General features: G+C 57.9%; 22 protein-coding genes and 5 tRNA genes. 17 read left to right on the top strand and 10 right to left on the bottom strand.

Annotation, left to right across the window (positions count from 1 at the left end; translation table 11 throughout):
- Positions 1–262: 262 nt before the first annotated feature.
- From ACIQ39_RS09630 to ACIQ39_RS09610, 5 genes are read right to left on the bottom strand one after another with little or no spacing between them, the layout of a single operon-like run.
- Positions 263–2,236 (bottom strand): prolyl oligopeptidase family serine peptidase, encoded by a 1,974-nt coding sequence (locus ACIQ39_RS09630; protein WP_396434392.1) that lies wholly within the window; start codon positions 2,234–2,236, stop codon positions 263–265.
- Positions 2,233–2,373: a hypothetical protein gene (locus ACIQ39_RS09625; protein ID WP_396434391.1), complete on the bottom strand. Its 141-nt coding sequence runs from the start codon at positions 2,371–2,373 to the stop codon at positions 2,233–2,235. The genes ACIQ39_RS09630 and ACIQ39_RS09625 overlap by 4 nt, the downstream gene beginning before the upstream one ends.
- Positions 2,367–2,462: a lipoprotein gene (locus tag ACIQ39_RS09620; protein WP_396434390.1), complete on the bottom strand. Its 96-nt coding sequence runs from the start codon at positions 2,460–2,462 to the stop codon at positions 2,367–2,369. Before ACIQ39_RS09620 ends, ACIQ39_RS09625 begins: the two co-directional genes overlap by 7 nt.
- Entirely contained in the window at positions 2,459–2,692 is a 234-nt protein-coding gene (locus ACIQ39_RS09615; protein WP_396434389.1) for a helix-turn-helix domain-containing protein, read from the bottom strand. The genes ACIQ39_RS09620 and ACIQ39_RS09615 overlap by 4 nt, the downstream gene beginning before the upstream one ends.
- The gene (locus ACIQ39_RS09610) at positions 2,692–3,267 is read right to left on the bottom strand and encodes a hypothetical protein (RefSeq protein ID WP_396434388.1); all 576 of its coding nucleotides are present in this window, start codon (positions 3,265–3,267) and stop codon (positions 2,692–2,694) included. The genes ACIQ39_RS09615 and ACIQ39_RS09610 overlap by 1 nt, the downstream gene beginning before the upstream one ends.
- 333 nt (positions 3,268–3,600) lie before the next feature.
- Here ACIQ39_RS09610 and ACIQ39_RS09605 point away from each other — a divergent pair, with 333 nt between their 5' ends.
- A complete protein-coding gene (locus tag ACIQ39_RS09605; RefSeq protein ID WP_396434387.1) occupies positions 3,601–3,867 on the top strand; it encodes a helix-turn-helix transcriptional regulator in 267 nt (88 codons plus the stop codon).
- Positions 3,857–5,143 carry a type II toxin-antitoxin system HipA family toxin gene (locus ACIQ39_RS09600; protein WP_396434386.1) on the top strand — a complete coding sequence of 429 codons (1,287 nt, stop codon included), beginning with the start codon at positions 3,857–3,859 and terminating at the stop codon, positions 5,141–5,143. The genes ACIQ39_RS09605 and ACIQ39_RS09600 overlap by 11 nt, the downstream gene beginning before the upstream one ends.
- A gap of 20 nt (positions 5,144–5,163) precedes the next feature.
- Here ACIQ39_RS09600 and hpnD read toward each other — a convergent pair whose 3' ends face one another.
- Both hpnD and ACIQ39_RS09590 read right to left on the bottom strand, forming a co-directional pair.
- Positions 5,164–6,003, bottom strand: a complete 840-nt coding sequence (gene hpnD, locus ACIQ39_RS09595) for a presqualene diphosphate synthase HpnD (protein WP_396434385.1) — start codon at positions 6,001–6,003, stop codon at positions 5,164–5,166.
- A 45-nt stretch (positions 6,004–6,048) separates the two neighbouring features.
- On the bottom strand, positions 6,049–7,161 hold the full coding sequence (locus tag ACIQ39_RS09590) for a phytoene/squalene synthase family protein (RefSeq protein WP_396434384.1): 1,113 nt from the start codon (positions 7,159–7,161) through the stop codon (positions 6,049–6,051).
- Positions 7,162–7,246: 85 nt separating this feature from the next.
- Between ACIQ39_RS09590 and ACIQ39_RS09585 the strand changes: the two genes are divergently transcribed.
- The 10 genes from ACIQ39_RS09585 (at position 7,247) to ACIQ39_RS09540 (ending at position 18,394) form a co-directional block, all read left to right on the top strand.
- Complete coding sequence (locus ACIQ39_RS09585) at positions 7,247–8,470, top strand: efflux RND transporter periplasmic adaptor subunit (RefSeq protein ID WP_396434383.1); 1,224 nt, start codon at positions 7,247–7,249, stop codon at positions 8,468–8,470.
- A 4-nt stretch (positions 8,471–8,474) separates the two neighbouring features.
- Positions 8,475–11,630, top strand: a complete 3,156-nt coding sequence (locus tag ACIQ39_RS09580) for an efflux RND transporter permease subunit (RefSeq protein WP_396434393.1) — start codon at positions 8,475–8,477, stop codon at positions 11,628–11,630.
- A 116-nt stretch (positions 11,631–11,746) separates the two neighbouring features.
- Positions 11,747–11,833 (top strand) — tRNA-Leu (locus tag ACIQ39_RS09575).
- Between the two features lie 64 nt (positions 11,834–11,897).
- Positions 11,898–13,211 (top strand): trigger factor, encoded by a 1,314-nt coding sequence (gene tig / locus ACIQ39_RS09570; RefSeq protein ID WP_396434382.1) that lies wholly within the window; start codon positions 11,898–11,900, stop codon positions 13,209–13,211.
- 122 nt (positions 13,212–13,333) lie between these two features.
- Positions 13,334–13,942, top strand: coding sequence for an ATP-dependent Clp endopeptidase proteolytic subunit ClpP (gene clpP / locus ACIQ39_RS09565; protein WP_396434381.1), 609 nt, complete (start codon positions 13,334–13,336; stop codon positions 13,940–13,942).
- 99 nt (positions 13,943–14,041) lie between these two features.
- Complete coding sequence (gene clpX, locus ACIQ39_RS09560; RefSeq protein WP_396434380.1) at positions 14,042–15,310, top strand: ATP-dependent Clp protease ATP-binding subunit ClpX; 1,269 nt, start codon at positions 14,042–14,044, stop codon at positions 15,308–15,310.
- Between the two features lie 100 nt (positions 15,311–15,410).
- Entirely contained in the window at positions 15,411–17,834 is a 2,424-nt protein-coding gene (gene lon / locus ACIQ39_RS09555; RefSeq protein ID WP_396434379.1) for an endopeptidase La, read from the top strand.
- A gap of 94 nt (positions 17,835–17,928) precedes the next feature.
- Positions 17,929–18,004: transfer RNA gene (locus tag ACIQ39_RS09550), tRNA-Gly, on the top strand.
- Between the two features lie 159 nt (positions 18,005–18,163).
- Positions 18,164–18,239 (top strand) — tRNA-Gly (locus ACIQ39_RS09545).
- Positions 18,240–18,320: 81 nt separating this feature from the next.
- Positions 18,321–18,394 (top strand) — tRNA-Cys (locus ACIQ39_RS09540).
- Positions 18,395–18,491: 97 nt separating this feature from the next.
- Here the strand turns inward: ACIQ39_RS09540 and ACIQ39_RS09535 are convergent.
- From ACIQ39_RS09535 to ACIQ39_RS09525, 3 genes are all read right to left on the bottom strand, one after another.
- Positions 18,492–18,770, bottom strand: a complete 279-nt coding sequence (locus ACIQ39_RS09535; RefSeq protein WP_396434378.1) for a cupin domain-containing protein — start codon at positions 18,768–18,770, stop codon at positions 18,492–18,494.
- Positions 18,771–18,832: 62 nt separating this feature from the next.
- On the bottom strand, positions 18,833–20,011 hold the full coding sequence (locus ACIQ39_RS09530; protein WP_396434377.1) for an aminotransferase class I/II-fold pyridoxal phosphate-dependent enzyme: 1,179 nt from the start codon (positions 20,009–20,011) through the stop codon (positions 18,833–18,835).
- A gap of 66 nt (positions 20,012–20,077) precedes the next feature.
- Positions 20,078–20,527 (bottom strand): FKBP-type peptidyl-prolyl cis-trans isomerase, encoded by a 450-nt coding sequence (locus ACIQ39_RS09525; RefSeq protein ID WP_396434376.1) that lies wholly within the window; start codon positions 20,525–20,527, stop codon positions 20,078–20,080.
- Positions 20,528–21,063: 536 nt separating this feature from the next.
- Between ACIQ39_RS09525 and ACIQ39_RS09520 the strand changes: the two genes are divergently transcribed.
- The 5 genes from ACIQ39_RS09520 to ACIQ39_RS09500 form a co-directional block, all read left to right on the top strand.
- A complete protein-coding gene (locus ACIQ39_RS09520; protein WP_396434375.1) occupies positions 21,064–21,699 on the top strand; it encodes a glutathione S-transferase family protein in 636 nt (211 codons plus the stop codon).
- A 204-nt stretch (positions 21,700–21,903) separates the two neighbouring features.
- A complete protein-coding gene (locus ACIQ39_RS09515; protein ID WP_396434374.1) occupies positions 21,904–22,074 on the top strand; it encodes a hypothetical protein in 171 nt (56 codons plus the stop codon).
- 132 nt (positions 22,075–22,206) lie between these two features.
- Positions 22,207–22,599 (top strand): MAPEG family protein, encoded by a 393-nt coding sequence (locus tag ACIQ39_RS09510; RefSeq protein ID WP_396434373.1) that lies wholly within the window; start codon positions 22,207–22,209, stop codon positions 22,597–22,599.
- Positions 22,600–22,638: 39 nt separating this feature from the next.
- A tRNA-Leu gene (locus ACIQ39_RS09505) sits at positions 22,639–22,730 on the top strand.
- A gap of 733 nt (positions 22,731–23,463) precedes the next feature.
- On the top strand, positions 23,464–24,281 hold an 818-nt coding region (locus ACIQ39_RS09500), incomplete at its 3' end, for a tetratricopeptide repeat protein (protein WP_396434372.1).

Below are 24,281 nucleotides of genomic sequence, written 5' to 3'. Positions count from 1 at the left end.
TTTGGTTGATGGTCTTCATGCCACCAAGCGCCTCCAAGCCCAGCTTGGCCTTGAGCTCGGGTGGATGAAGCCTGCGCTTTTTTGTTTCAGTCATTGGTAACCCATTTCTTTGGACAGTGTCCCACTTCAACACCTGTCCCAAATTCGGGGTCCACTTCATTGTCCTTCAAGGACCCAAACCATTCATCAAAGACTTCGGTGGTGTCAATCGTCTTCATGGCGATTGAATCAATTGGGATACGGTTGGGGATACCCCATGTTGTCAAAACAACTTTGCTCCGAGTTCAAAGAAATCAAACCCAGCTGTGCGCCCGCCCAGGCAGCGGGCCAGAAAGTCTTCGGTCTTGCGGTAGGCCACCAGGTTGTCTTGCCAGCGCTGAAAGCCATGACCGGCTTTGTCGAACAAAACAAGTTCAACGGGTTTGCCGTTGGCCCGCAGGGCCTGGGCCATTTGCAGTGACTGGCTGACTTTGACGCGAGGGTCGTGCACGCCGTGCATCAGCAAAATGGGCCCTTGCACACGGTCGGCTTTGAAAAGCGGAGAGCGCTCTTGCAGGGCGGCGCGTTGGGCGGGGTCCGCGGGATTGCCCACATAGCGGATCCACTTGGGTTTGCCCAATTCCCAGTAAGGCGGCGCATCGTCCAGCAGGGCGGCCATATCGGACATGCCCACGGTGCTGATGGCGCAGCGGAATTGGCCCGGCGTGTGCGTCATGCCCACCAGGCTGGCATAACCGCCATAACTGGCGCCTGCGATGGCCACGCGCTGAGGGTCAACCGTGCCTTGGGCCGCTAAGGCGTTGACTGCATCGGTCAAGTCGCTGTGCATCTTGCCGGCAAATTCGCTTTGAGCCGCTTCTTGGAATTTTTTGCCATAGCCACTGGAGCCCCGGTAGTTGACCTGCAGCACGGCATAACCCCTGTTGGTCAAAAAAAGCTGGATGGGGTCGCCGTTCAGATGCACATCGCGTGCCCAGGGTCCACCATGCACAAGAACCACCGTGGGGTAAGGTTTGGCCACACCCGGAGGCAGGCTCAAGTAGCCATGCAGGTCCAAGCCATCTTGGCTTTTGAAGGTGACGGGCTGCTGCGGTGCAAGGGGTGTGGTGGCGTTGACGCGGCTGCGGCCCAGTTCAGCCAGCACCTCGAAGCTGTGATTTTTGAGGTCATACAGCACATGCTCGCCGCCGTTGTGACGGGTCACGGTGGCGCTCATCCAGCGCTCGTCGTCGCTCAGGTTGTGGATGCTGATGCGGGCGTCGGTTTGGCCTTTGAGCGTTTTCAGGGCTTGTGCGAGGGTGGGGTCGAAGGCCCGCCATTCTTGGGTGTCGGGTTCGGCCACCACCGCCACGGGGCGGTTTTGCAGGCGACTCCACCTGACACCTGCCAAGTCCACCCGGGCATCGGCGTGTTCGACGCGCTCGGCACCATCGTGCAAGTTGATTTCGACCAGCGCCATTTTGTCGCGTCCTCGGTTGGACACGGCCCACCAATGACCGGGTGTGGCGCTGGGTGCCACCGGTGTAACGGTGTCAAAGTAGCTGACGTGAAAGTTGCTCGTCCAAGCATCTGTAGGTGTGGTGCCTGGGGTTTCGAAAACCCATTCTTCGCCATCAAGCCGGGCGCGACCGATCACTTGGCCATCGTCGTTGACCAGCCACGAGCCCACATGGCCGGGGTTGGTGGCCAACAATTTGAGTTCGCCTGTGGCCATGTTGTAGCGGTACACATCGTCGAACTTGGGGTCACGCCGATTGCTGGCAATGATCAGGTCATTGCTCTGCGGCAAGCTGCGCAGAATGTAAGAGCGGGCCCCGGCAAACGGTGTCAGGTTTCGCGCAGCTTGGCCGGATTGGTCGGTGTCGAGCATCCAGACGTGGGTGTTTTCGTTGCCGTGGGTGGACAGGTGCAGCAGGATGTGGCGGCTGTCACGGGCCCAGACACCGCCTCCTGGAATTTTGTAGCTGTGGGGCTGGCCTGTTTTCAAGTGTTTGACAAACAACCCAGGCCCCAGACCCAGGCGGGCCACCCACATCAGGCGCTGCCCGTCGGGTGAAATTTGATAAGCCCCGGAGCCGTTCCAATCGGCCACCAGATCGCGCACGGGGATCAAGGCATGGGCTCCGTTGTTGCTGGGCGAGGGCATGCTGGCGCAACCGGTTAATGCGGCAATCAATGCGGTCAAGCCCCACCGTGTCAGACGGTTGAATGCAGTTGTGGGTGTGTTCCTCTTCATGGTTTCTCCCCTGTTTGTTTTTGAAATTTTTCAAAATCTTTTTCCGCCTTCTGCTCGCATTGGAAACGCAAGGCGCTGTCGGTTTGTTGTTTGCAAAGCCGTCTACTCTGTTCTCTGTGGTTTTCTTGAATCAACATGCCCCCACGGCTTGGAAACCCTGTTGGGCCTTGATGCTGCAAGCGCTCAGGGCGGTTATCAAACCCAGACTGAATAAAATTTTTTTCATGGTGAGGTGTCCTCCCGCGTGGTCGTGTCAGGTTCATAAACCAACAAATCCCCGGGCTGGCATTGCAGCACTTCGCAGATGCGCTGCAGCGTGTCAAAGCGCACGCCTTTGACCTTGCCCGACTTGAGCAGGGAGATGTTGACTTCGGTGATGCCGACGGCGGCGGCCAGGTCGCGTGAGCGCATCTTGCGGCGGGCCAGCATCAGGTCGAGTTGAACAAGGATGGGCATCAGACAAACGCCTTGTTTTCTTCGGCGATTTCGGACATCCAGGCCATGAGGTAAGACAGCATGAGCAATACACCGCAAATCAACAGGCCCAGCAAGTCGCTGGGGTTGATGTTCCACAGCCAAAGGCGTGATTCAGCAGGCAGGTGCAGGGTGTAAAGGTAACTGACGAAGGGACGGGTCAGGATGCTGAGCACGGTGCAGGCCAGACCCAACCAGGCGCCGCGCCTAAGCCAGGTGCTGGAAGTGGTGTTCAAGCTCATGTCTCGCAGCAAATGCCGCGAGGCCAGCCACCAGCAAACAATCGCCATTGGCAACAGTGACCACAGCGCCAGGTCCAGTGTCACCACGCCCCAGACTTGCCAGTCTTGCGCGGCACTCATGTCGCGTTGCCAGTAGTTGCCCAAGCGTTCCAAAAAGGCAGGTGTGCGCCGCAGGGGGCGAACGATCAGCCAGAACACCCATGCGGTGTAGATGCAAGCCACGATCCGCAAGGACCAAATGACCGCCATGACTTTGCGCCGAAGAAGGGCGTGGTGGGCCGAGGTCGGTGATGTGGGTGATGTGGGCGAGTTCATGCCATGCCTCCTTTTAAAAGAGTGCATTTAAACTCAAAATTAAAACTTAAACAACAAAAATTTATTGTTTTAAATTAAATTTTTATTGAAAAAGCTATTAAAAATCCCTTTTAACGTCAGAGGTGCCACAGTCTCGGCATTTGCCAAACAGTCAAAGTTTGACCAGCGCCGAGAATGCGATGCGGCGTCATCGAGTGGTTGATTAATTTCCCGAACGGGATATTATTAAGGTGCACGCGTCTGAAGCCGTCAAAAATTTCCCGTTCAGGAAATTCAACTTGTCTTGAAGAGGGTTTTGTTAGAAAATTTACCGATCGGGAAATTGAAAAAGCCATGATCATCATTCACTCATCACTGCAATTGGGCGCAGCCATACGCGTGGCCCGCAAGCAGATGGCGCTCACGCAGCCGCAGTTGGCCTTGGCCTCAGGGGTCGGGGTGCGCTTTGTGGTGGAGCTGGAGGCCGGCAAGCCCACAGTGCGGCTGGCGCAGGTGCTGCGCGTCATCGCTGCATTGGGCGGTGAATTCAGCTTGAATGGTTTGCCTGCAGCCGCGCCTGCTGTGGAGGCGAAACGCGAAGGACATGAGCATGGCGCATGAACTGGATGTCTGGCTGTTTACCGAGCGTGTGGGCACCTTGAGTTTGGTGCAGGGGCGCTTGAGTTTTTGCTATGCCCCTGACTGGTTGGCTCAGCCGAATGCGGTCGCGCTGTCCATGTCTTTGCCTCTTCAGTTTGAGCCTTTCAACGATCACCAGAGCCGTCCCTTTTTTGCAGGACTCTTGCCTGAAGGGCAGTTGCGCCGTCTGCTTGCGCGCCAATTGCAAGTCTCAGGGCAGAACGATTTTGCGCTGCTGGAGCACATTGGCGGCGAATGTGCCGGAGCCGTGAGCTTTTTGGCGCGCGGCCAGACTTTGCCCGCAGCCGCCAGCGCTGAAGAGGTGCAGTGGTTGAGCGATGAAGAAGTCCTTGCCATTTTGGACGATTTACCACATCGCCCCATGCTGGCGGGTCAGGACGGGTTGCGGCAGTCTTTGGCCGGCGCGCAGGACAAACTGCCGGTGGTGTTGGATGGCCATCGCATTGGCTTGCCGCGCAACGGCACACCCAGCTCTCACATCTTGAAGCCGCCGATTCATGCCGTGGAGGACAGTGTGATCAACGAGGGCTTTTGCATGGCCTTGGCCGAAGCCATGCAACTCAAGCCTGCGAAGTCAAAAATTCATGTTGTGCTGAATCGCCCATTCTTGCTGGTCGAGCGCTATGACCGAATCAAGGGGACACGAGGGCACAGCTTGCGCCTGCACCAGGAAGACTTTTGCCAGATGCTGGGTGTGGTGCCGGAAATGAAATACCAAAACGAAGGGGGCCCAGATTTGGCGCAATGCTTTGATGTTGTTCGTCGTGCAACCCGCCCCAGTGCGCCACATGTTTTGCGTTTGCTTGATGGCCTTGTCTTCAATGCCTTGATCGGCAACCACGATGCCCATGCCAAGAATTTCTCGCTCTTGTATTCAGGCAATACGCCCGTCCTGGCACCGTTTTACGACCTGCTTTCCACGGCGGTGTATTCGACGCTCACGCCCAAGATGGCCATGAATATCGGCAGCAAATACAAGTTCAGCGATGTTCAGGCAAGGCATTGGGATCAGTTTGCGCAAAGTGCAGGCTTGTCCAGAGCGCCGGCCAGAAAACGCATTGTGGCGTTGGCCAAGGCGCTGCCCCTTGCTGCCCGCTCACTTCAACAAGCCAGTGGCAGCCCCTATGGGGGGAGCGCCGTGGTGGCGCGCATCCTTGTTTTGATCGAGCAGCGTTGCGCATGGACGCTTGAACGGTTCAGCGCCTTGGCCGCCGATCAGGATGTCGCAACAGATTGAGGTGTGGCTTGCGCGGCGGTTCAAAACCGCCCCAACGCCTGCATCTTCCAAGCCAGCCAAAACTTGCGCAGCGGCGTCAGCGCAATGCGCTGGTGCAGCACCTGAAAGCCGGATGCCTCGATCTCGCGCAGCAAGGTGCGGTAGATGCTGGCCATCATGAGGCCGGGTTTTTGGGCGCGGCGGTCGGCGTCGGGCAACAGGGCCAAGGCCTCGTCGTACAGGGCGTGGGCGCGGTCGCTTTGGAACTTCATCAGGGCTTTGAAGGCGTATGAACAGTCGCGCTGCATCAGGTCTTGCGCCTTGACACCAAAGCGCTGCTGCTCGTCCAGCGGCAGGTAGATGCGCCCGCGCATGGCGTCTTCGCCCACGTCGCGGATGATGTTGGTCATCTGAAAGGCCAAGCCCAGTTTGTGCGCATAAGCGGTGGTGGCTTCATCGGTTTGGCCAAAGATGCGGGCGGCGACTTCGCCCACCACACCGGCCACCAAGTGGCAGTAAGTCGTGAGGCCCGCAAAGTCCAGGTAGCGGGTTTGGTTCAGGTCCATCTGGCAGCCTTCGATCACCGCCATCAGGTGGCGGCTTTCAATACCAAAGGCGGGGGTCAGCGGCATGAGGGCGTGCATGACCGGGTGGGAGGGCTGGCCGGCGTAGGCTTGTTGCACTTCTTTTTGCCACCAAGCGAGTTTGGTGGCGGCCACGCTGGGGTCCAAGATGTCGTCCACCACGTCGTCTACTTCGCGGCAAAACGCATAAAACGCGGTGATGGCGGCGCGTCGCTCTGGCGGTAAAAACAAAAAGGCGTAATAAAAACTGCTGCCCGAGGCGGCGGCTTTTTGCTGGACGTAGTCTTGAGGGCTCATGGGCTGGGATTTTCGCACCTGAAAAAGCAGATTTGACCAAGCCCTTCAAAGCGCCGGTTCAGCCGACAGTCGGCGAAATTGGCGTTCGATGGTGGCCGTTGACCCCAGGCCCAGGGCGATGCGCCAGAGCAGGGCGCGCAGCTCGCGGCGTGGCATTTTGATGCTTTGACCAAGAGCAGCGGGGCCGGTTTGGCGCAGCAGCGCCACGGTGCGTGCCCCGATCAGGGCGGGCAGGGCACTGGCCAGGCGCAGTCGCCAGGGTTTAAGGGCCAGGGCGTAACGCAGACCACAGGTCAGCTGCGCTTGGGTGTGGTCCAGCCACTGGGTGTAAAGCGGGCTCAGGGCTTGCAAGCTTGCCGCGCCAAGCGCTTCTGGGTGTGGGACTTGGCTTTGACTTTGGCGCGCGGCCTCGGCCAGCAGCGCGGGTGTCAGGCCCGCTTGTGCCAAGGTTTCCACCGGCCAGTAGCAGCGGCCACTGGCCAGGTCGGCCCCGGCGTCGCGCACGATGTTCAGGCGTTGCAGGCCCATGCCGTATTCGCGCCCGACGCGCAGCATGTCGGCTTGCGGCAGCAGGCTGTAGCCGGGCAGGTGGCGGCCGCACAGCTCGGTCCAGAACTCGCCCACGCTACCGGCCACCAGCCAGGTGTAGTCCTGCAGCTCGGCTTCGGTTTGCAAGGCGCTCAGGCCGGGTCCAAAACGGGCCATGTCCAGTTGTTGCCCCCGGGTGATGTGGGCCAGCACTTGGCGCACGCTGGCTTGGTCGGCCTCTGACAGGTTGTGCAGCAAGGGCCAGCATTGGGGCAGGGCCTGCATCAGGGCGCGTTCGTGCGGGTTGCTTTGGTGTTGGGCAAAGTCCTCGGTCAGGCGGGCCAGTTCTTCTGCCTGCCTGGGCTGGTGCTGGGTCGATCCGATCACCAGAGTCAACATGTTCAGCAGTTCTTGGCGCTGGCCCAGGGGCAGGGCGGTGGTGTCGGCCACGGTGTCGGTGGCCCGCGCCAGCAGGTAGCCGATGGCCACCGGGGCTTGCAGCGCAGGGGGCAGCAGGCGGATGGACAGGTCAAACGAGCGCGAGACTTGGCGCAGAAGCAGGCGCAGGGACGCACTGAGCCCGGCGCCTTGGCCCGCTGCTTGCTGCCGAAATGGGGGGGTGGTGATCATGGTCAATGGCTATTGTCGCTTGACAGGCTTGGGGGCTTTGAATAGATTACTAACCAGTCAGTCATTATTATTTTTTGGATTTTCCATGTCTTCATTGATGTCACTGTCCTCGCAGCGGGGCCTGGTCGTGTGTGCGGCCGTCTTTTTTTTAACAACTTTGGTGGCCTGCTCAGAGTCGCCAGCGCCGCAAGAGCCTTTGCGCTCGGTCAAGTTGCTCACGGTGTCGGCGGGTGCTTTGGGTTTCGAGGGGCTTTACGCGGCCGAGGTGCGTGCTCGGGTTGAGTCCCGCTTGGGTTTTCGGGTGGGCGGCAAGCTGGTGCAGCGGCCGGCCGAGATCGGTCAACGCGTGGCATCGGGCCAGTTGCTGGCGGTGCTGGATGCGCAGGATTTTGTGTTGTCTGCCCAAGCCGCACAGGCGCAGGTGACGGCAGCGCAAAGTCAGCGCGATCTGGCAGCGGCCGATTTCAAGCGTTATGAGGCCTTGCGCTCACAAAACTTCATCAGCGGTGCCGAACTGGAGCGGCGCGAGGTTGGTTTGAAGTCGGCCGAGGCCGCTTTGAACCAAGCCAAAGCGCATGCCCAGGCCCAAAGCAACCAAGTTGGCTACGCCCGTTTGACGGCCAGTCACGCGGGTGTGGTGACAGCCATTGAGGCCGAGGTGGGGCAGGTGGTGTCGGCCGGGCAAGTGCTTGTGCGCTTGGCGCACGATGGCCCGCGTGATGCGGTGTTTTCGGTGTCCGAGTCGGCCATGGGGGACATGCAGGTGGGTCAGGCCCTGCAGGCCACAGTGCTGAGCACCGGCCAAACGGTGCAGGGCACGGTGCGTGAGATGGCGGCCAGTGCCGACCCCGTCACGCGCACCTATCTGGTCAAGCTGGCCCTCAGCAAGGGTGAGGCCTTGCCTTTGGGTGCCACCTTGAATGTGCGTGCTGCAAGCCTTGCCGGTCGAGGGGGTGCGCAGGCTTGGGCCATCAAACTGCCCACCAGTGCGCTGCGTCAAGAGGGGCAGGGCACAGCGGTGTGGGTGTTTGACGAAGCCAGCATGACGGTCAACAGCCAAACGGTTGAATTGGGCCCTGTGGACGGCAATGAAGTTGTCATCACTTCGGGTCTGCAGCCCGGACAACACGTGGTCAGCGCTGGGGTGCATGTTTTGTCGCCCGGCCAAAAGGTGATGGTCTACAAAGCGGATGCCAAAGCGCGGGGCCTGAGCCCTGCCATCGCGAATGCGGCCACGTCTGGCCCACTTGCTGCACCTGCAGCTGCACCTGTACCTGCAGCTGCACTTGTACCTGCCAGCCCAAGGTGATCGCATGAGCCCCACCGACCCATCCCGTTTCAACCTTTCTCGCTGGGCGCTCGAGCACCCGGCCCTCACCCGCTACCTGATGGTGGTGCTGATGGTGCTGGGCACGGCGTCTTACTTTCAATTGGGACAAGACGAAGACCCGCCCTTCACCTTTCGGGCCATGGTGGTGCGGGCCTACTGGCCTGGGGCCACGGCGGCGCAAGTGGCAGAGCAGGTGACCGACAAAATTGAGCGCACCTTGCAGGAGGTGCCTTTTGCCGACAAGATTCGCAGCTATTCCAAGCCGGGCGAAGCGCAAATTATTTTTCAAATCAAGGACTACTCAGACCCTGCAGATGTGCCGCAGATTTGGTACACCGTGCGCAAAAAGATAAGCGACATGCGGGGCAGCTTGCCGCCGGGCGTGGTGGGGCCGTTTTTCAACGACGAATTTGGCGATGTGTTTGGCGTGATTTATGCGCTGGGCGGTCAGGGTTTCACGCCTGCCGAAATCAAGGCGCAGGCCGACAGTTTGCGTCAGCGCTTGTTGCGTGTGCCCGATGTGGCCAAGGTGGAATTGTTTGGCGTGCAAGACGAAAAGGTTTTTGTTGAGGTCTCGCACGTCAAGCTGGCTCAAATGGGGCTGGACATGGGCGCTGTGCTAGCGCAACTGAGCCAACAAAATGCGGTGGAGTCGGCAGGCAGCATCCAATCGCCTGCAGATGTGGTGCAGGTGCGGGTAGGCGGGCAGTTCCAAAGTCTCGAAGATTTGAAGTCCATGCCCATTCGGGGCTCTTCGGGGGCGCAACTTCGCTTGTCTGACATCGCCAGCGTGAGCCGTGGCTATGCCGACCCAGCCTCTGTCAAGGTGCGCCACGACGGCCAAGAGGTGCTTGCATTGGGGGTGTCCATGGCCAAAGGGGGTGACATCATTGCGTTGGGCAAGTCCTTGCGTCTGGCGATCGCGGACACGCAGACCCGTTTGCCAGCGGGCATGAGCCTGACCCAGGTGCAGGACCAGCCCAGCGCTGTGGCCAGTTCGGTCAACGAGTTCATCAAGGTGTTGATCGAAGCGGTGGTGATTGTCTTGGCCGTGAGTTTTTTGGCCTTGGGCCTGCACAAGCGGCCGGGCCACAACCCCTTGTGGCGGCGCTGGACGCTGGACATTCGACCCGGCTTGGTGGTGGGCATCACCATCCCCTTGGTGCTGGCCGTGACGTTTTTGGCCATGCATTACTTTGGCATCGGCTTGCACAAAATTTCGCTGGGCTCGCTCATCATCGCTTTGGGCTTGTTGGTCGATGACGCCATCATTGCCGTGGAGATGATGGTGCGCAAAATGGAGGAAGGTTATGACAAAGTGCGCGCAGCCACCTTCACCTATGAATTGACCGCGATGCCCATGCTCACGGGCACCTTGATCACCGCTGCGGGGTTTTTGCCCATCGGCATGGCCAAGTCCATGACCGGTGAGTACACCTTTGCGATTTTTGCGGTCACGGTGGTGGCGCTGTTGGTCAGTTGGGTGGCCTCGGTGTTTTTTGTGCCTTATTTGGGCAATTTGCTGCTCAAGCCACCAAGGCATGCGGTGTCGGCCGAACAACTTGATTCGCCGCAGATGTATGACACACCGTTTTACCGCCACTTTCGTGCATGGGTGACATGGTGCGTTACGCACCGCTGGAAGACCATTGGCATCACCGTCTTCTTGTTTGCCTTGGGCATGCTGGGTATGGGCAAGGTGCAACAACAGTTTTTCCCCGACTCTTCGCGCCCAGAAATCATGGTCGACCTTTGGTTGCCGGAGGGCTCACCGATCAAGGCCAGCGAAGACATCACGCGTCGTGTGGAACAGCGCTTGGCGCAAGAAACGGGTGTGCAGTCGGTGACCGCTTGGGTTGGCTCGGGTGTGCCGCGCTTTTATTTACCCCTGGATCAAGTGTTTCCACAAAGCAATGTGTCGCAATTGATCGTGCAGCCCGTCGACTTGAAAACCCGTGAAGTGCTGCGTGCCCAATTGCCTGCTCTGCTGGCGCAAGAGTTTCCCGAGGTGCGCGGGCGTGTCAAGTTGCTGCCCAACGGCCCGCCTGTGCCTTACCCGGTGCAGTTTCGTGTGGTGGGGCCAGACCCCCAGGTTTTGCGCATGAAGGCCGATGAGATCAAGGCGCAAATGCGCTTGAACCCCAACACCCGGGGCGTGAATGACAACTGGAACGAATCGGTCAAGTCGGTGCGCTTAGAAGTGGACCAAGCCAAAGCCCGGGCCTTGGGGGTCACCAGCCAGTCCATCGCACAGGCCTCGCGCACCTTGCTGTCAGGCAGCGCTGTGGGGCAGTACCGTGAAGGCGATAAGCTGATCGAGATCGTGTTGCGCCAGCCGCTGCACGAGCGCGATGCCTTGTCAGACTTGGCGCAAGCGCATGTGCCCACGGCTTCGGGGCGGTTCATTCCCTTGTTGCAAATTGCCACGCCGGTGTTGGCTTGGGAGCCGGGCGTGATGTGGCGCGAGGGGCGGCAGTTCGCCATCACCGTGCAGGCCGACATCGCCGAAGGCTTGCAAGGCGCCACCGTGACAGCTCAGTTGTTGCCTGACCTGAAAAGGACCGAGGCCACTTGGCAAGGCGAGGGCTTGAACGGCTACCGCATCGAGGTGGCGGGTGCGGTGGAGGAAAGCGCCAAAGGCTCGGCGTCCATCGCGGCGGGTGTGCCCATCATGTTGTTCATCACCTTCACCTTGCTCATGCTGCAGCTGCAAAGTTTTAGCCGCTCGATGTTGGTGTTTTTGACCGGCCCGCTGGGCATGGCGGGTGTGGCCGGCGCTTTGCTGGTCTTGGACAGGCCGTTTGGTTTTGTGGCCTTGCTGGGCGTGATCGCGCTGATGGGCATGATTCAGCGCAACTCGGTGATCTTGATCGACCAAATCGAGCAAGATCGGGCGGCGGGCATGCCCGCTTGGCAGGCCATTGTCGAGGCGGCTGTGCGGCGGCTTCGGCCCATCGTGCTCACAGCGGCGGCGGCCGTGTTGGCCATGATCCCGTTGTCGCGCAGCATTTTTTGGGGGCCGATGGCGGTGGCCATCATGGGTGGCTTGATTGTGGCCACAGCCCTCACCTTGCTGGCGCTGCCGGCCATGTACGCAGCTTGGTTCCGGATTGAGCGGCCAAATCAGGCCCGCAGCTGAAAGGGCCCCATTGAAGCGGCTAAAATAGCGGGTTGACCGATTTCAAGCGGGTGATCAGGTGAGCCCCACAAATTCACACATTGTGGGAGAGCCTGACGCCTTTTTTGTTGGGCACCGCGCGGGTGGCGAACTTGGTAGACGCACCAGGTTTAGGTCCTGACGGTGGCAACACTGTGCGGGTTCGAGTCCCGCCCCGCGCACCAACCGACTTGTGGCCATTGGGGTACTCCGAAGGCCTGAGAGACATTCAATTAACCGAGAACGACGATGACTGTGATTGTTGAAACCCTTGAAAAACTGGAACGCAAGATCACCCTGACGGTGCCCGTGGCGGCCATTCAGTCCGAGGTGGATGCGCGCCTGAAGAAAATGGCCCGCACCGTCAAGATGGACGGTTTTCGTCCCGGCAAAGTGCCCATGACTGTGGTGACACAGCGTTACGGTTATTCGGTCCAGTACGAAGTTTTGAACGACAAAGTAGGTCAAGCCTTCTCGGTGGCCGCCAACGAAGCCCAGGTGCGTGTGGCCGGTCAGCCTCGCATTTCGGAAAAAGAGGGCGCGCCTGAAGGCGAACTGAACTTCGAGGCGATTTTTGAGGTTTATCCCGAAGTCAAGTTGGGCAACCTGGCCGACACCGAAGTTGAAAAGCTCACCGCCGAAGTGTCTGACGCGGCCATCGACAAAACCGTCGATATTTTGCGCAAGCAACGCCGCACTTTTGCGCAGCGTGCCCAAGACGCAGCGGCCCAAGAGGGGGACCGCGCCACCATCGACTTCGAAGGCAAGATCGATGGCGAAGTGTTCTCGGGCGGCAAAGCCGAAGACTTCCAGTTCATCTTGGGCGACGGCCAAATGCTCAAAGAATTCGAAGAAGCCGTGCGCGGCATGAAGTCGGGTGAGAGCAAGACCTTCCCCCTGGCCTTCCCCGCCGATTACCACGGCCAAGACGTGGCGGGTAAAACCGCCGACTTCATGGTCACCGTGAAGAAAATCGAAGCCGCCAATCTGCCCGAAGTCAACGAAGCGCTGGCCAAGTCTTTGGGCATCGCCGATGCCAGCGTGGCGGGCTTGCGCGCCGACATCCGTAAAAATTTAGAGCGCGAAGTCAAGTTCCGCTTGCTGGCCCGCAACAAGCAAGCCGCCATGGAAGCCTTGGTCTCCAAGGCCGAGCTCGATTTGCCTCAGGCCATTGTGCAAAATGAAATCGAACGCCTGAAAGAAGGTGCGCGCGCAGACCTCAAGCAACGCGGTGTCAAAGACGCTGACAAGGCCCCCATTCCCGACGACATTTTCCGCCCCCAAGCCGAGCAGCGCGTGCGTTTGGGTCTGGTGGTGGCCGAGGTGGTGCGTGGCAACACTTTGCACGCCAAGCCCGAGCAAATTCAGGCGCACATACAGGAGCTGGCGTCCAGTTACGAGAGCCCTGCGGATGTGGTGCGCTGGTACAACAACGACAACCAGCGCATGGCCGAAGTCGAAGCCGTGGTGATCGAGAGCAATGTGTCTGACTTCGTACTGGCCCAAGCCAAAGTGCTTGAAAAAGCCATTTCTTTTGAAGAGCTGATGGGTCAGCAGGCTTGATCGTTTATCGCCTTTCTTGAACATGGGGCTTGTGCCGAGCTTGTGCTTCGGTTGACAAGCCCCATCTCATTGGGGGGCTAGACAAACGGGTTAAAGTCACCAACATATTTTTTGGAGAAATGATGAGCGCATTGGACATCACAAGTTTGGGCATGGTGCCCATGGTCATTGAGCAATCTGGCCGTGGCGAGCGCGCCTATGACATTTACTCGCGTCTGCTCAAAGAGCGCGTGATCTTTTTGGTGGGCGAGGTGAACGACCACACGGCCAACGTGATCGTGGCCCAGTTGTTGTTTTTGGAAAGCGAAAACCCTGAAAAGGACATTTCGCTGTACATCAACTCACCCGGTGGTTCGGTCAGCGCGGGCATGGCGATTTACGACACCATGAACTTCATCAAGCCCGATGTGTCCACGCTGTGCAATGGCATGGCCGCCAGCATGGGCGCGTTTTTGTTGTCCTCGGGCACCAAAGGCAAGCGGTTTTCGCTGCCCAACTCCAAGGTCATGATCCACCAGCCGCTGGGTGGCGCACGCGGCCAAGCGACCGAGATCGAAATCGCTGCTCGTGAAATCGTCAAGACCCGCGCGCACCTGAACCGCATCTTGGCCGAAAACACCGGCCAGCCGCTGTCCAAAATCGAACTCGACACCGAGCGCGACTACTACCTGTCGGCTGCAGAGTCCAAAGACTATGGCTTGATCGACGAAGTCATTTCCAAACGCGCTTGAGGCAGCTGGGCTGCCTGGCTGACGGCGTTGACCCCCAAAGGGTAAACGCCGTTTTTCTTTCGTTATCATTGACGAATTCTGGATTCCGAGGCGACATCTATGGCCGATAAAAAAGGCTCAACGACTGAAAAAAACCTGTTTTGTTCCTTTTGCGGCAAAAGTCAGCATGAGGTCAAAAAACTGATCGCAGGTCCATCGGTCTTTATTTGCGATGAATGCATCGATTTGTGCAACGACATCGTGCGCGACGAATTGGCTTCGACTTCAGCGCTTGGAGAGGACGCAAAAGAGGGCCTTCCGACGCCCTTGGACATCAAGACCAACTTGGACAACTACGTGATTGGCCAAGAAAAAGCCAAGCGCAGTTTGGCGGTAGCGGTTTACAACCATTACAAACGCCTGAAGCATAAAGAAACCGCCAAAAAAGACGAGGTCGAGTTGGCCAAGAGCAATATTTTGCTCATTGGCCCCACGGGCTCTGGCAAAACCTTGCTGGCCCAGACCATGGCCCGCATGTTGGATGTGCCTTTCGTCATGGCCGACGCCACCACCCTGACCGAAGCCGGTTATGTGGGTGAAGACGTCGAGAACATCGTGGCCAAGCTCTTGCAAAGCTGCAACTACGACGTGGAGCGCGCCCAGCGCGGCATTGTCTACATCGACGAGATCGACAAAATCACCCGCAAGTCAGACAACCCATCCATCACCCGCGATGTCTCGGGCGAGGGTGTGCAGCAGGCCTTGCTCAAATTGGTCGAAGGCACCATGGCCAGCGTTCCGCCCCAAGGCGGCCGCAAGCACCCCAACCAAGATTTCTTGCAAATCGACACGACCAACATCTTGTTCATCTGCGGTGGTGCATTCGCAGGCCTGGAAAAAGTCATCGAAAACCGCACCGAATCCGGTGGCATTGGCTTTGGCGCCACGGTCAAGAGCAAAAAACAACGCGCCCTCACCGATGTGTTCAACGAAGTGGAACCCGAAGACCTGATCAAGTTCGGCCTGATTCCCGAATTGGTGGGCCGCTTGCCGGTGATCGCCACCTTGGCTGAGCTGACCGAAGAGGCTTTGGTGCAGATCTTGACCGAGCCCAAAAACGCCGTGGTCAAGCAGTTCACCAAGCTGTTGGCCATGGAAGGCGTCGAGCTCGAAGTGCGCCCCAATGCGTTGACCGCCATGGCCCGCAAGGCCTTGGCGCGCAAGACCGGTGCGCGCGGCCTGCGCTCCATCATGGAGCAGGCGCTGATCGACACCATGTTTGAATTGCCCAACCAGGCGAATGTTGAAAAAGTCGTGGTGGACGAGTCCGTCATTGACGACAACAAGCCCCCACTGCTGGTTTACCGCGAGTCGGCCAAGCAGGCTTGACCCCAGTGCGATGCAGCGCCAGCAATACCCTTTTTTCTGACGGGGTTGAATTCGCTGGCGCAGCATCCATGTGTATCTGAATTGACCCGAGGGACACACCATGTCTGGACACACGCCTTTACCGCCCACCTTGATGGAATTGCCCATGTTGCCCTTGCGCGATGTGGTGGTGTTTCCGCACATGGTGATCCCCTTGTTTGTGGGTCGGCCCAAAAGCATCAAGGCTTTGGAGACGGCCATGGCCGCCGAACGCCGGATCATGCTGGTGGCGCAAAAAACCGCTGCCAAAGACGAGCCCGCGGTAGACGACATGTTCGATGTTGGCTGCGTCTCGACCATCTTGCAAATGCTCAAATTGCCCGATGGCACCGTGAAAGTGTTGGTCGAGGGCCAGCAGCGCGCCGTGGTCAAGTCGATTGTGGACGGCGAGACACACTTTGTGGCTTCGGTCACGCCGGTGGACCCGGTTTTTGAGCAGTCCGATGCCAGCAGCGAAATCGAGGCGCTGCGCCGCGCCCTGATGCAGCAGTTTGACCAGTACGTCAAACTGAATAAAAAAATCCCGCCTGAAATCCTCACTTCGATCTCCAGCATCGATGACCCGGGCCGTTTGGCTGACACGATCGCGGCCCATCTGCCGCTCAAGCTCGAGAACAAACAGCAGGTGCTGGACTTGGCCAACATCAAAGCGCGCTTGGAAAACCTGTTTGCGCAGCTTGAGCACGAGGTGGACATCCTCAACGTGGACAAACGCATTCGCGGCCGCGTCAAGCGCCAGATGGAGAAAAACCAGCGCGACTTCTACCTGAACGAACAGGTCAAAGCCATCCAAAAAGAGCTGGGCGATGGCGAAGAGGGCGCGGACATTGAGGAAATCAGCAAGAAAATCAAGGCCGCCAAGATGTCGGCCGAGGCCCGCAAAAAGGCCGAAGGTGAACTGAAAAAGCTCAAGCTGATGTCGCCCATGTCGGCCGAAGCCTCGGTGGTGCGCAACTACCTGGATGTCTTGATCGGTCTGCCATGGGGCAAGAAAACCAAGCTCAAACACGATCTGGCCAACGCCGAAGAGGTGCTCAACCAAGACCACTTTGGTTTGGACAAAGTCAAAGACCGCATTTTGGAATACCTCGCAGTGCAGCAACGCGTGGACAAGGTGAAAGCGCCCATCCTGTGCCTGGTCGGGCCGCCTGGCGTGGGCAAGACCTCGCTGGGCCAGTCGATTGCCAAAGCCACAGGCAGAAAATACGTGCGCATGGCCTTGGGCGGCATGCGCGACGAGGCCGAAATTCGCGGGCATCGCCGCACCTACATTGGCGCTTTGCCCGGCAAGGTGCTGCAAAACCTGAACAAGGTTGGCACCAAAAACCCCTTGTTCTTGTTGGACGAAATCGACAAACTGGGCACGGATTTCCGGGGTGACCCCTCCAGCGCACTGCTGGAAGTGCTGGACCCTGAGCAGAACCACACCTTTGGCGACCACTATGTGGAGGTTGACTTTGACCTGAGCGACGTCATGTTTGTGGCCACCTCGAACTCGATGAACATCCCCTCGGCCCTGCTCGACCGCATGGAAGTGATCCGTTTGTCCGGTTACACCGAGGACGAAAAAACCAGCATCGCCATGAAGTATTTGCTGCCCAAGCAAATGACCAACAACGGCGTGAAAGACGCCGAGTTACAGGTCACCGAAGACGCTGTGCGCGATGTGGTGCGTTACTACACCCGTGAAGCCGGGGTGCGCTCGCTGGAGCGCGAACTGGGCAAAATTTGCCGCAAGGTCGTCAAGGCCTTGTTGCTTAAACAAATGACGCCGCAGGTGCTGGTGAATGCCGACAACCTGAACGACTTCTTGGGTGTGCGCAAGTACACCTATGGCCGTGCCGAGCAAAAGAACCAAGTCGGCCAAGTGGTGGGCTTGGCCTGGACCGAGGTGGGTGGCGATTTGCTGACCATCGAGGCGGCCCTGATGCCCGGTAAAGGCGTCATCACCCGCACCGGCTCCTTGGGCGATGTGATGAAGGAATCGGTCGAGGCCGCCCGCACCGTGGTGCGCAGTCGCTCGCGCCTGTTGGGCATCAAAGACGATGTCTTCGAAAAGAAAGACCTGCACATCCATGTGCCCGACGGGGCCACACCCAAAGATGGCCCCAGCGCAGGCGCGGCCATGACCACGGCCATGGTGTCTGCGATGACGGGCATCCCGGTGCGCGCCGATGTGGCCATGACCGGCGAGATCACGCTGCGCGGTGAGGTCACGGCCATTGGCGGCTTGAAAGAAAAACTGCTGGCGGCATTGCGCGGCGGCATCAAGACCGTGTTGATTCCAGCGGACAACGTGAAAGACCTGCAAGACATTCCCGAGAATGTCAAAAACGGTCTGGAAATCGTGCCGGTGAAGTGGATCGACCAGGTGTTGGAAGTGGCTTTGGAAGCCAAGCCCACACCCTTGAGCGATGAAGAAGTGGCCGCGGCAGCTTTGTCTGCAGTCACCGCCACGCCCAAGTCGGAGGCGGTGAAACATTGACTCAAAATTTTTGACTTGCGGCCGAAGTCACTGGATATTGAATTACAATCTGAGCCTTCACTGATGCGGCACATGGTGTCAATTCAACAAATTTGCGGGAATAGCTCAGTTGGTAGAGCGCAACCTTGCCAAGGTTGAGGTCGCGAGTTCGAATCTCGTTTCCCGCTCCAGATGCGCAGGCCCTGTCTGATGTTTCTCGGTGACAACTTCAAAAAGTTGCCCTGCTCAAGAGCAGACTTTGGGCCGAATTTGTGTGTGAATGAAGTCTAGGTTTTTGAGTGGTACCGGGAAATTTCCCATTTTTCGATGTGCCAGCTTTCAGTCAGTTTGCGGGAATAGCTCTGTTGGTAGAGCGCACCCTTGCCAAGGTTGAGGTCGCGAGTTCGAATCTCGTTTCCCGCTCCAAACACTTGAAAAATCCTGGTGGTTTTTCTCAAAAAATGGGAAGCCTGAGCTTCCCATTTGTTTCAGTGACAATCGTTTTTTGGCGCGATAGCAAAGCGGTTATGCAACGGATTGCAAATCCGTCGAGCCCAGTTCGACTCTGGGTCGCGCCTCCAAAAAACCATGCCCCCGAGGAATTCGCTTCGGGGGCATTTTTTTATGGGCGCATCCAATTGCCGCCTGGGCAGCGCTCTTGGGGTTGAGCTTGGGCGTTCAGTTGGCTCTGGCCACCCAGACGGTAGCCCCATCTGCGCCGTACAGTTCGGCGTGCGCGACATCGCGTGCCAGTCGGAAAAAATCGCCTGTTTGCAAGTGTTTGACTTCATCGCCCACGGTCAGCCAGTATTCTCCGCGCGCCACATAAGCGCTCACGTCAAAAGGGTGGGTGTGGGTGTCCAGTCGCAGGTGGGCATCCCACTCGCGCACCAAGATTTCATCAAAGCCTTCGTCCATGGCTTGGGCTGTAAAACTTTCCAGTGTGGGTGATGGCATAAGGGGCTCCAAGGGGGGGTGAAAAAAACAAAGCCTGTGGGTGGCGGCGCATCGGCGTCTATTCAGCCTCGGTACCAGTCTTTGACCGCTGCAACATAGCGCGTCACGCCTTCTGCCACGGTGGCGGCATCGAGTGCGCCGTAAGACAGGCGTTGGTAGTTGGCTTTGGCCGTGTCATGCAAACCAAAGGCAAAACCTGGCAAGGTGGCCACACGGTGCTTCTCGGTCATGGTGCGGTTGAACGCCATGGGGTCTGAGACGCCGGGCAGTTTCATCAGCACATAAAAAGCACCCTGAGTGAGCGGAAATTGGGCCAATTCCCCGAGGCCGCGCAGCGCTTGGTTGACGTGGTCACGCACTTGCGACAAGGCCGCCACCTTGGGCATAACCCAATCACGGCCGAGTTGGAGGGCTTGCAGGGCCAACAATTGCGAGGCCACAGGGGCGCAGATCAAATTGGTGTCTTGAACCTTGTTCATGGCACCGAACAGGTCGGACGGAAACACCACAAAGCCAACGCGCCAGCTGGCCATGCCATAGTTTTTGGACATGGAATAAAACGACAGGGTATGCGCTTGGGCGCCAGGAATTGAGGCTGGCGAAAAGTGCTTTGCACCTTCGTAGGTGAAGTACTCATAAGCTTCATCACAAAAATGGTACAGACCCATGCGGGCACACAGGGCGTTGACCGCACGCAGACTTTCTTCGCTGTACACGGCACCGGTGGGGTTGTTGGGTGAGACGGTCACAATGGCGCGCGTTCGGGGTGTGACGGCAGCGGCCAAGGCATCGACATCCAAGCTCCAGTCGCTGTGGGTAGGCACGGCAACGGGATGGCAACAGCACATGCGTATCGCCATCTCTTGGTTGAAATAAAAGGGCATGGGCAAGATGAACTCATCACCTGGATCGGCCACAGCCAAGACACTGTTGAGAAAGGCCATGTTGCTGCCTGCAGTGACCATGACGATCGACTCGGTGCCACAAACGAACTGGTTGTCGTGCGCCAATTTTTGCTGAAAGCTGTCCACCAAGGGCGCGATACCGCCCACGGCTTGGTATTTGTTCAGTTGGGCATCGCCCATGAGGGCGGGCAGGCCAGCCACAGCTTGTGCAGGGGGGCCGTAGTTGACGACGCCTTGGCCCAGCGAGATGGTGCCGGGGTTGTCGCGCACGAGTTGGGCGATGGTCGGAATGATGGGGCTGTCAACCGCGTCCATGCGGTCAGATTGGCGCTTCATGGGGTGTCTCTTGGGGCAAATGTCGGTGGGGGATGCTTGGGCCGCGGTACGCGATGCGCAAGCGTTTCATTTGCCCTTGATGGCCAGCAACTCGACCTCAAAAAACAGGGTGGCTTTGGGCGGAATGACACCCCCAGCACCTCGGTCGCCATAGGCGGTGGCTGGCGGGCAAGTCAACTTGGCTTGGCCGCCGACCTTCATCATCTGCAAGCCTTCGGTCCAGCAGGGAATGACGCGGGTCAGCGGAAAGTCTATGCTTTTGTTCCGCTTGTAAGAGCTGTCAAATTCTTTGCCATCAGGCAAGCTGCCCTTGTAGTGCACGGTGACTTGGTCCGATGCTTTGGGGCTGGCGCCAGAGCCTTCTTTCAGAGAGCGGTACACCATGCCTGAGGCCAGGACTTGGGCACCGGGCTCTTGAGCGGCCGTTGCAGTGATGGCGTTTTGTGCCCAAGCGGGCGCTGTGAGCAGCAAAGTCCAAGACAAGGCTGTGGCGCTGAAATTCAAATAAGTGTTCATGGTCCGATTTTTGTACATTTGCGCGACAGGGCGCGGCGCTTTGGAGACAATGGGCAAACGGGATGGTGTGAAATTTTCCTGAAGGCATCGGGATGACCCCTTGGTGCAGCGGTGCAGCGCCTCTTGCGCTGATGTGGCATTGTCGTTGGCCGTGCTGAATGCCTTGTTTTTCTCATGTTTTTTAACCGAGTCCAAGCCATTGTGCCCTGCAGCTTTTGACATTTTTGGGGGGGGCTTACTCAGCGACCTTGGTGGTGCGCCGCGGATTTCGGCGCTGTGTCCGCAATGCCGAGAAAAACGCGGCCTCAGCCATTGCTCCGGTGCGAAAAAACAAATCGCGTGAAATCACAGCCGAGTTGACAACGCCAAAGCTGGAGAAGCCAAGCCGGGGCTGCATTCAGATGTCAACCCCATGGGGCTGAATCGCCAGGGCTTGTAAACTGTCTTGAGCGCAGATCGGGCGTGTTGACGCGTGGTCTTGGCTGCAACGCTGTTGCGCACCGCAACGCCTTCTACCCTGACAGGAAACCTTTGCCATGGCGCTGACCTTGTTTGCTTTCGATACCCCCAACGCGCGGAAAATCACAGTGGCGCTGGAGGAAATGGGTCTGCCCTACACGGTGCAGGTCGTGGACATCACCCAAAACGAGCAGTTTGACCCGGCATTTTTGAAGATCAGCCCCAACAACAAAATCCCGGCGCTGCTGGACACGCAGGGCCCAGATGGCCAAACGCAAACGGTGTTTGAGTCGGGTGCCATTTTGGTCTATTTGGCCGAAAAATATGGCCAATTTCTGCCTGCCCATGGCGCGGCGCGGGTGGCAAGCTTCGAGTGGTTGATGTTCCAAGTGGGGGGTATGGGTCCCGCGCCGGGCCAAGTGCATCATTTTGCAGCCCTGACCCATGAGGGCGATAAGCGCTACGGATTGGCACGTTTCATGGCCGAAACCCTGCGCCTTTATGGCGTGATGGACCGCCGACTTGCCCATTTCACACATTTCGCAGGCGAGTTGTCGATCGCTGACTTTGCCATTTTGGGTTGGGTCTGGCGTCATCCGCGCCACCATGTGGATTTGCAGCAGTTCCCAAACGTCCAGCGCTGGTACCAAGCGATGATGGCCAGACCCGGTGTGCAAAAAGGATTTGCAGTGGCTTTGCGCAAAGACGGCTGACCCTGCGGGTGCTTGGCTGGAACGGTCTTCAAGCTTGCGACCTGGACTTTGGAAAACACGGATGCAGGGCCGGTCCTGACCATTCAGGGCAGCAAGCGGCACAGACAGCAGATTTCACAATCTGCGCAATCATCTGGGTGCTTGGCCCTGACTCTTCCTTTCTTGTGGCCTAATGCTGCTTTGTATTTTCATTCGGAGCCAAAGATGGGCAACAAAATCTTCACAGAAGCAGATCGTAAATTCACACCGCCACTGCCTGCATTGCCTGGCGTGACTTTGCCCACAGCTGGCCGTGGTCAGCGCGTGAGCCTCGAGCGTGGCGTAGCCACGCGCAGCAAGAAGAACCCGGGCAAGCGCTCCAAAAAAGGCGGTTGAGCCCGCGCGCCTGGCCTTCGGCCGGGCTTGCGCCAAGCCACTGAGGTTGAATCAGTGGCTTTTTTTTCGATGTTTGCTGGGCCTGTCGGTCGTCGGCAGGCTTTTGACAATGACTTCAAAGGAGAGGCCGGCATGTTGATTTCATACAGCGCGGTATTGGCGGCGGGCATCATGCCGGTGGTGTGCGCGGGCATTGCCAAATCTGGCTTCAAAGATTATGACAACCACGACCCTCGGGCCTGGCTGTCGCGTCAAACTGGCTTCAGAGCACGCGCCAATGCTGCCCAAGCCAATTGTTTTGAGGCCTTCCCGCTGTTTGCTGTGGGCATCATTTTGGCTTTGCTCACCGGGGTTGATCCAACCATGGTCGACACGCTGGCCCTCTTGTTCATGGCTGCACGGGTGGCTTATGTGGTCTTTTACTTGCTTGACCAAGACAAGTGGCGCACCATGGCTTGGTCGGTGGCTTTTCTGACGGCCATCGCCTTGTACGCTTTTGCCATGCTGAATTTGCAGGTGGCCTGAAGCCAAAAAACGGCCTTATCAAGGCACAATAGCGCCTGTGCCCCGGTGGTGAAACTGGTAGACACACCGGACTTAAAATCCGTTGCTTCCGTAACAGGGGCGTGCCGATTCGATTTCGGCCCGGGGCACCAAAGAGCTTGGCTTTGGCAAGAGTTTTGCAATCAGGCTTATGGGTCTACGGGCCTATGGGCCCATGACTGAACTTTTTTCTATCTGAATTGCAAAAAAATGCTCAGAGGTCTGCGTCAACCCTCAAGGCTTCAGGCGAGGATGCCCAAAGCGGCCACTTTCTGCAAACTTGACAAGCCAAAGCCGCGTATTCAGGACACGAAACGACCAGCAGGCCTGTGTGCCACATCCCCCACAGCAGCCATGCGAAGTTTTAAAATGCCCAGTCTGAGTTGGCGGGCCTTGCTGGGTCAAAAATCAAAGCATGAGCTTGTGGATTGCCAATAATTTCCAACAAGGGCTGTCGCAGTTCATGTTGACATTGGGCAAAACGAGTTTAAAAGGCATTCAAATGCTGTACATTTGCTAGCCATGTTGACTTTGCAAAGGCTAAGTGATGGGTTCAATGGATGGGTCAAATGCCCAATCATCATGGTCGCTCGAAAGCGACAGCTCACCCTGTGTGTTGCATTAAAAACCGCAATTGGTTGTCAATGGCAATGGATTCAAATGAAAATTTTCATTGGAAATTGAATGTTCAAAAATACTTTATGGATGGTCGCTTTTTTCTTTACAGGGGCATCTGCCACCGTGCTGGACAAGCCCCAACTTTCGTCGACTGGCCAAGTAAATGCAGCTCAATTGAGGCAATTTCAACAAGCGGCTGAAAACAATGACGCCTTTGCGATGCTTCGCATGGGCCATATCTATTTGCAAGGATTGGGTGTTGAGAAAAACGCGAAGGAAGCGGTCCGCTGGTACAAATTGGCTGCCGCACAAGGCAATGCAGTGGCCCAACTCAACGTTGCGGGTGCTTACGCTTTAGGCCAAGGGGTAGCCAAAGACAGGGCTGAGGCTGTGCGCTGGTACAAGATGGCGGCCGATCAAGGCCTTGCCGAGGCCCAGTTCAGTCTTGGATACAGTTATGAAAATGGCTTGGGTGTCGAACTCAACCATGCTCAAGCGCTGCGTTGGTATGCGTTGGCGGGCGATCAGGGCCTTGCAGACGCCCAGTTCAATCTCGCTTTGATTTACGAAAACGGCGTGGGTCTGGCCAAAAATGAGGTGGAGGCTGCACGTTGGTACAAACTCGCGGCCCTTCAAGGGCGCGCATTGGCTCAAAACAACTTGGGCCTGATGTACCGACAGGGGCGCGGCGTTGCCCAAGACCACGCTGAAGCATTCCGCTGGTTCAAGCTGGCGGCTGAACAGGGCCGGCAAATTGCGCAATTGAACCTCGGGCTGATGTACAGCCAAGGGCAGGGCGTGGCGCTCGATTATTCTGAAGCAGCCCGATGGTTCAAACTTTCTGCCGCCCAAGGGCATCCAACGGCTCAATACAACCTGGGTTTGATGTATGGCGCGGGTTTGGGTGTCAAAAGGGATGTTGCTCAAGAAGTCCGTCTGTACAAATTGTCTGCAGCCCAAGGTGAGTTGGATGCCCAATACAATTTGGCATTGATGTACTTCAATGGCAGGGGCGTTAAGCGCAACCTCATTCGTGCACACATGTG

Origin of the sequence: Limnohabitans sp. (assembly GCF_044361645.1) — a bacterium.
Taxonomy (GTDB): Bacteria; Pseudomonadota; Gammaproteobacteria; order Burkholderiales; family Burkholderiaceae_C; genus Limnohabitans_A.
The sequence above is the reverse complement of the archived record's forward strand: the minus strand, read 5'-3'. Positions and strand labels throughout refer to the sequence as shown.

Excerpts from the sequence above, each read along its gene's own strand:
- ACIQ39_RS09630 (WP_396434392.1), bottom strand. The coding sequence starts at position 2,236 with ATGAAGAGGAACACACCCACAACTGCATTCAACCGTCTGACACGGTGG.
- ACIQ39_RS09625 (WP_396434391.1), bottom strand. The coding sequence starts at position 2,373 with ATGTTGATTCAAGAAAACCACAGAGAACAGAGTAGACGGCTTTGCAAA.
- ACIQ39_RS09620 (WP_396434390.1), bottom strand. The coding sequence starts at position 2,462 with ATGAAAAAAATTTTATTCAGTCTGGGTTTGATAACCGCCCTGAGCGCT.
- ACIQ39_RS09615 (WP_396434389.1), bottom strand. The coding sequence starts at position 2,692 with ATGCCCATCCTTGTTCAACTCGACCTGATGCTGGCCCGCCGCAAGATG.
- ACIQ39_RS09610 (WP_396434388.1), bottom strand. The coding sequence starts at position 3,267 with ATGAACTCGCCCACATCACCCACATCACCGACCTCGGCCCACCACGCC.
- ACIQ39_RS09605 (WP_396434387.1), top strand. The coding sequence starts at position 3,601 with ATGATCATCATTCACTCATCACTGCAATTGGGCGCAGCCATACGCGTG.
- ACIQ39_RS09600 (WP_396434386.1), top strand. The coding sequence starts at position 3,857 with ATGGCGCATGAACTGGATGTCTGGCTGTTTACCGAGCGTGTGGGCACC.
- hpnD (WP_396434385.1), bottom strand. The coding sequence starts at position 6,003 with ATGAGCCCTCAAGACTACGTCCAGCAAAAAGCCGCCGCCTCGGGCAGC.
- ACIQ39_RS09590 (WP_396434384.1), bottom strand. The coding sequence starts at position 7,161 with ATGATCACCACCCCCCCATTTCGGCAGCAAGCAGCGGGCCAAGGCGCC.
- ACIQ39_RS09585 (WP_396434383.1), top strand. The coding sequence starts at position 7,247 with ATGTCTTCATTGATGTCACTGTCCTCGCAGCGGGGCCTGGTCGTGTGT.
- ACIQ39_RS09580 (WP_396434393.1), top strand. The coding sequence starts at position 8,475 with ATGAGCCCCACCGACCCATCCCGTTTCAACCTTTCTCGCTGGGCGCTC.
- tig (WP_396434382.1), top strand. The coding sequence starts at position 11,898 with ATGACTGTGATTGTTGAAACCCTTGAAAAACTGGAACGCAAGATCACC.
- clpP (WP_396434381.1), top strand. The coding sequence starts at position 13,334 with ATGAGCGCATTGGACATCACAAGTTTGGGCATGGTGCCCATGGTCATT.
- clpX (WP_396434380.1), top strand. The coding sequence starts at position 14,042 with ATGGCCGATAAAAAAGGCTCAACGACTGAAAAAAACCTGTTTTGTTCC.
- lon (WP_396434379.1), top strand. The coding sequence starts at position 15,411 with ATGTCTGGACACACGCCTTTACCGCCCACCTTGATGGAATTGCCCATG.
- ACIQ39_RS09535 (WP_396434378.1), bottom strand. The coding sequence starts at position 18,770 with ATGCCATCACCCACACTGGAAAGTTTTACAGCCCAAGCCATGGACGAA.
- ACIQ39_RS09530 (WP_396434377.1), bottom strand. The coding sequence starts at position 20,011 with ATGAAGCGCCAATCTGACCGCATGGACGCGGTTGACAGCCCCATCATT.
- ACIQ39_RS09525 (WP_396434376.1), bottom strand. The coding sequence starts at position 20,527 with ATGAACACTTATTTGAATTTCAGCGCCACAGCCTTGTCTTGGACTTTG.
- ACIQ39_RS09520 (WP_396434375.1), top strand. The coding sequence starts at position 21,064 with ATGGCGCTGACCTTGTTTGCTTTCGATACCCCCAACGCGCGGAAAATC.
- ACIQ39_RS09515 (WP_396434374.1), top strand. The coding sequence starts at position 21,904 with ATGGGCAACAAAATCTTCACAGAAGCAGATCGTAAATTCACACCGCCA.
- ACIQ39_RS09510 (WP_396434373.1), top strand. The coding sequence starts at position 22,207 with ATGTTGATTTCATACAGCGCGGTATTGGCGGCGGGCATCATGCCGGTG.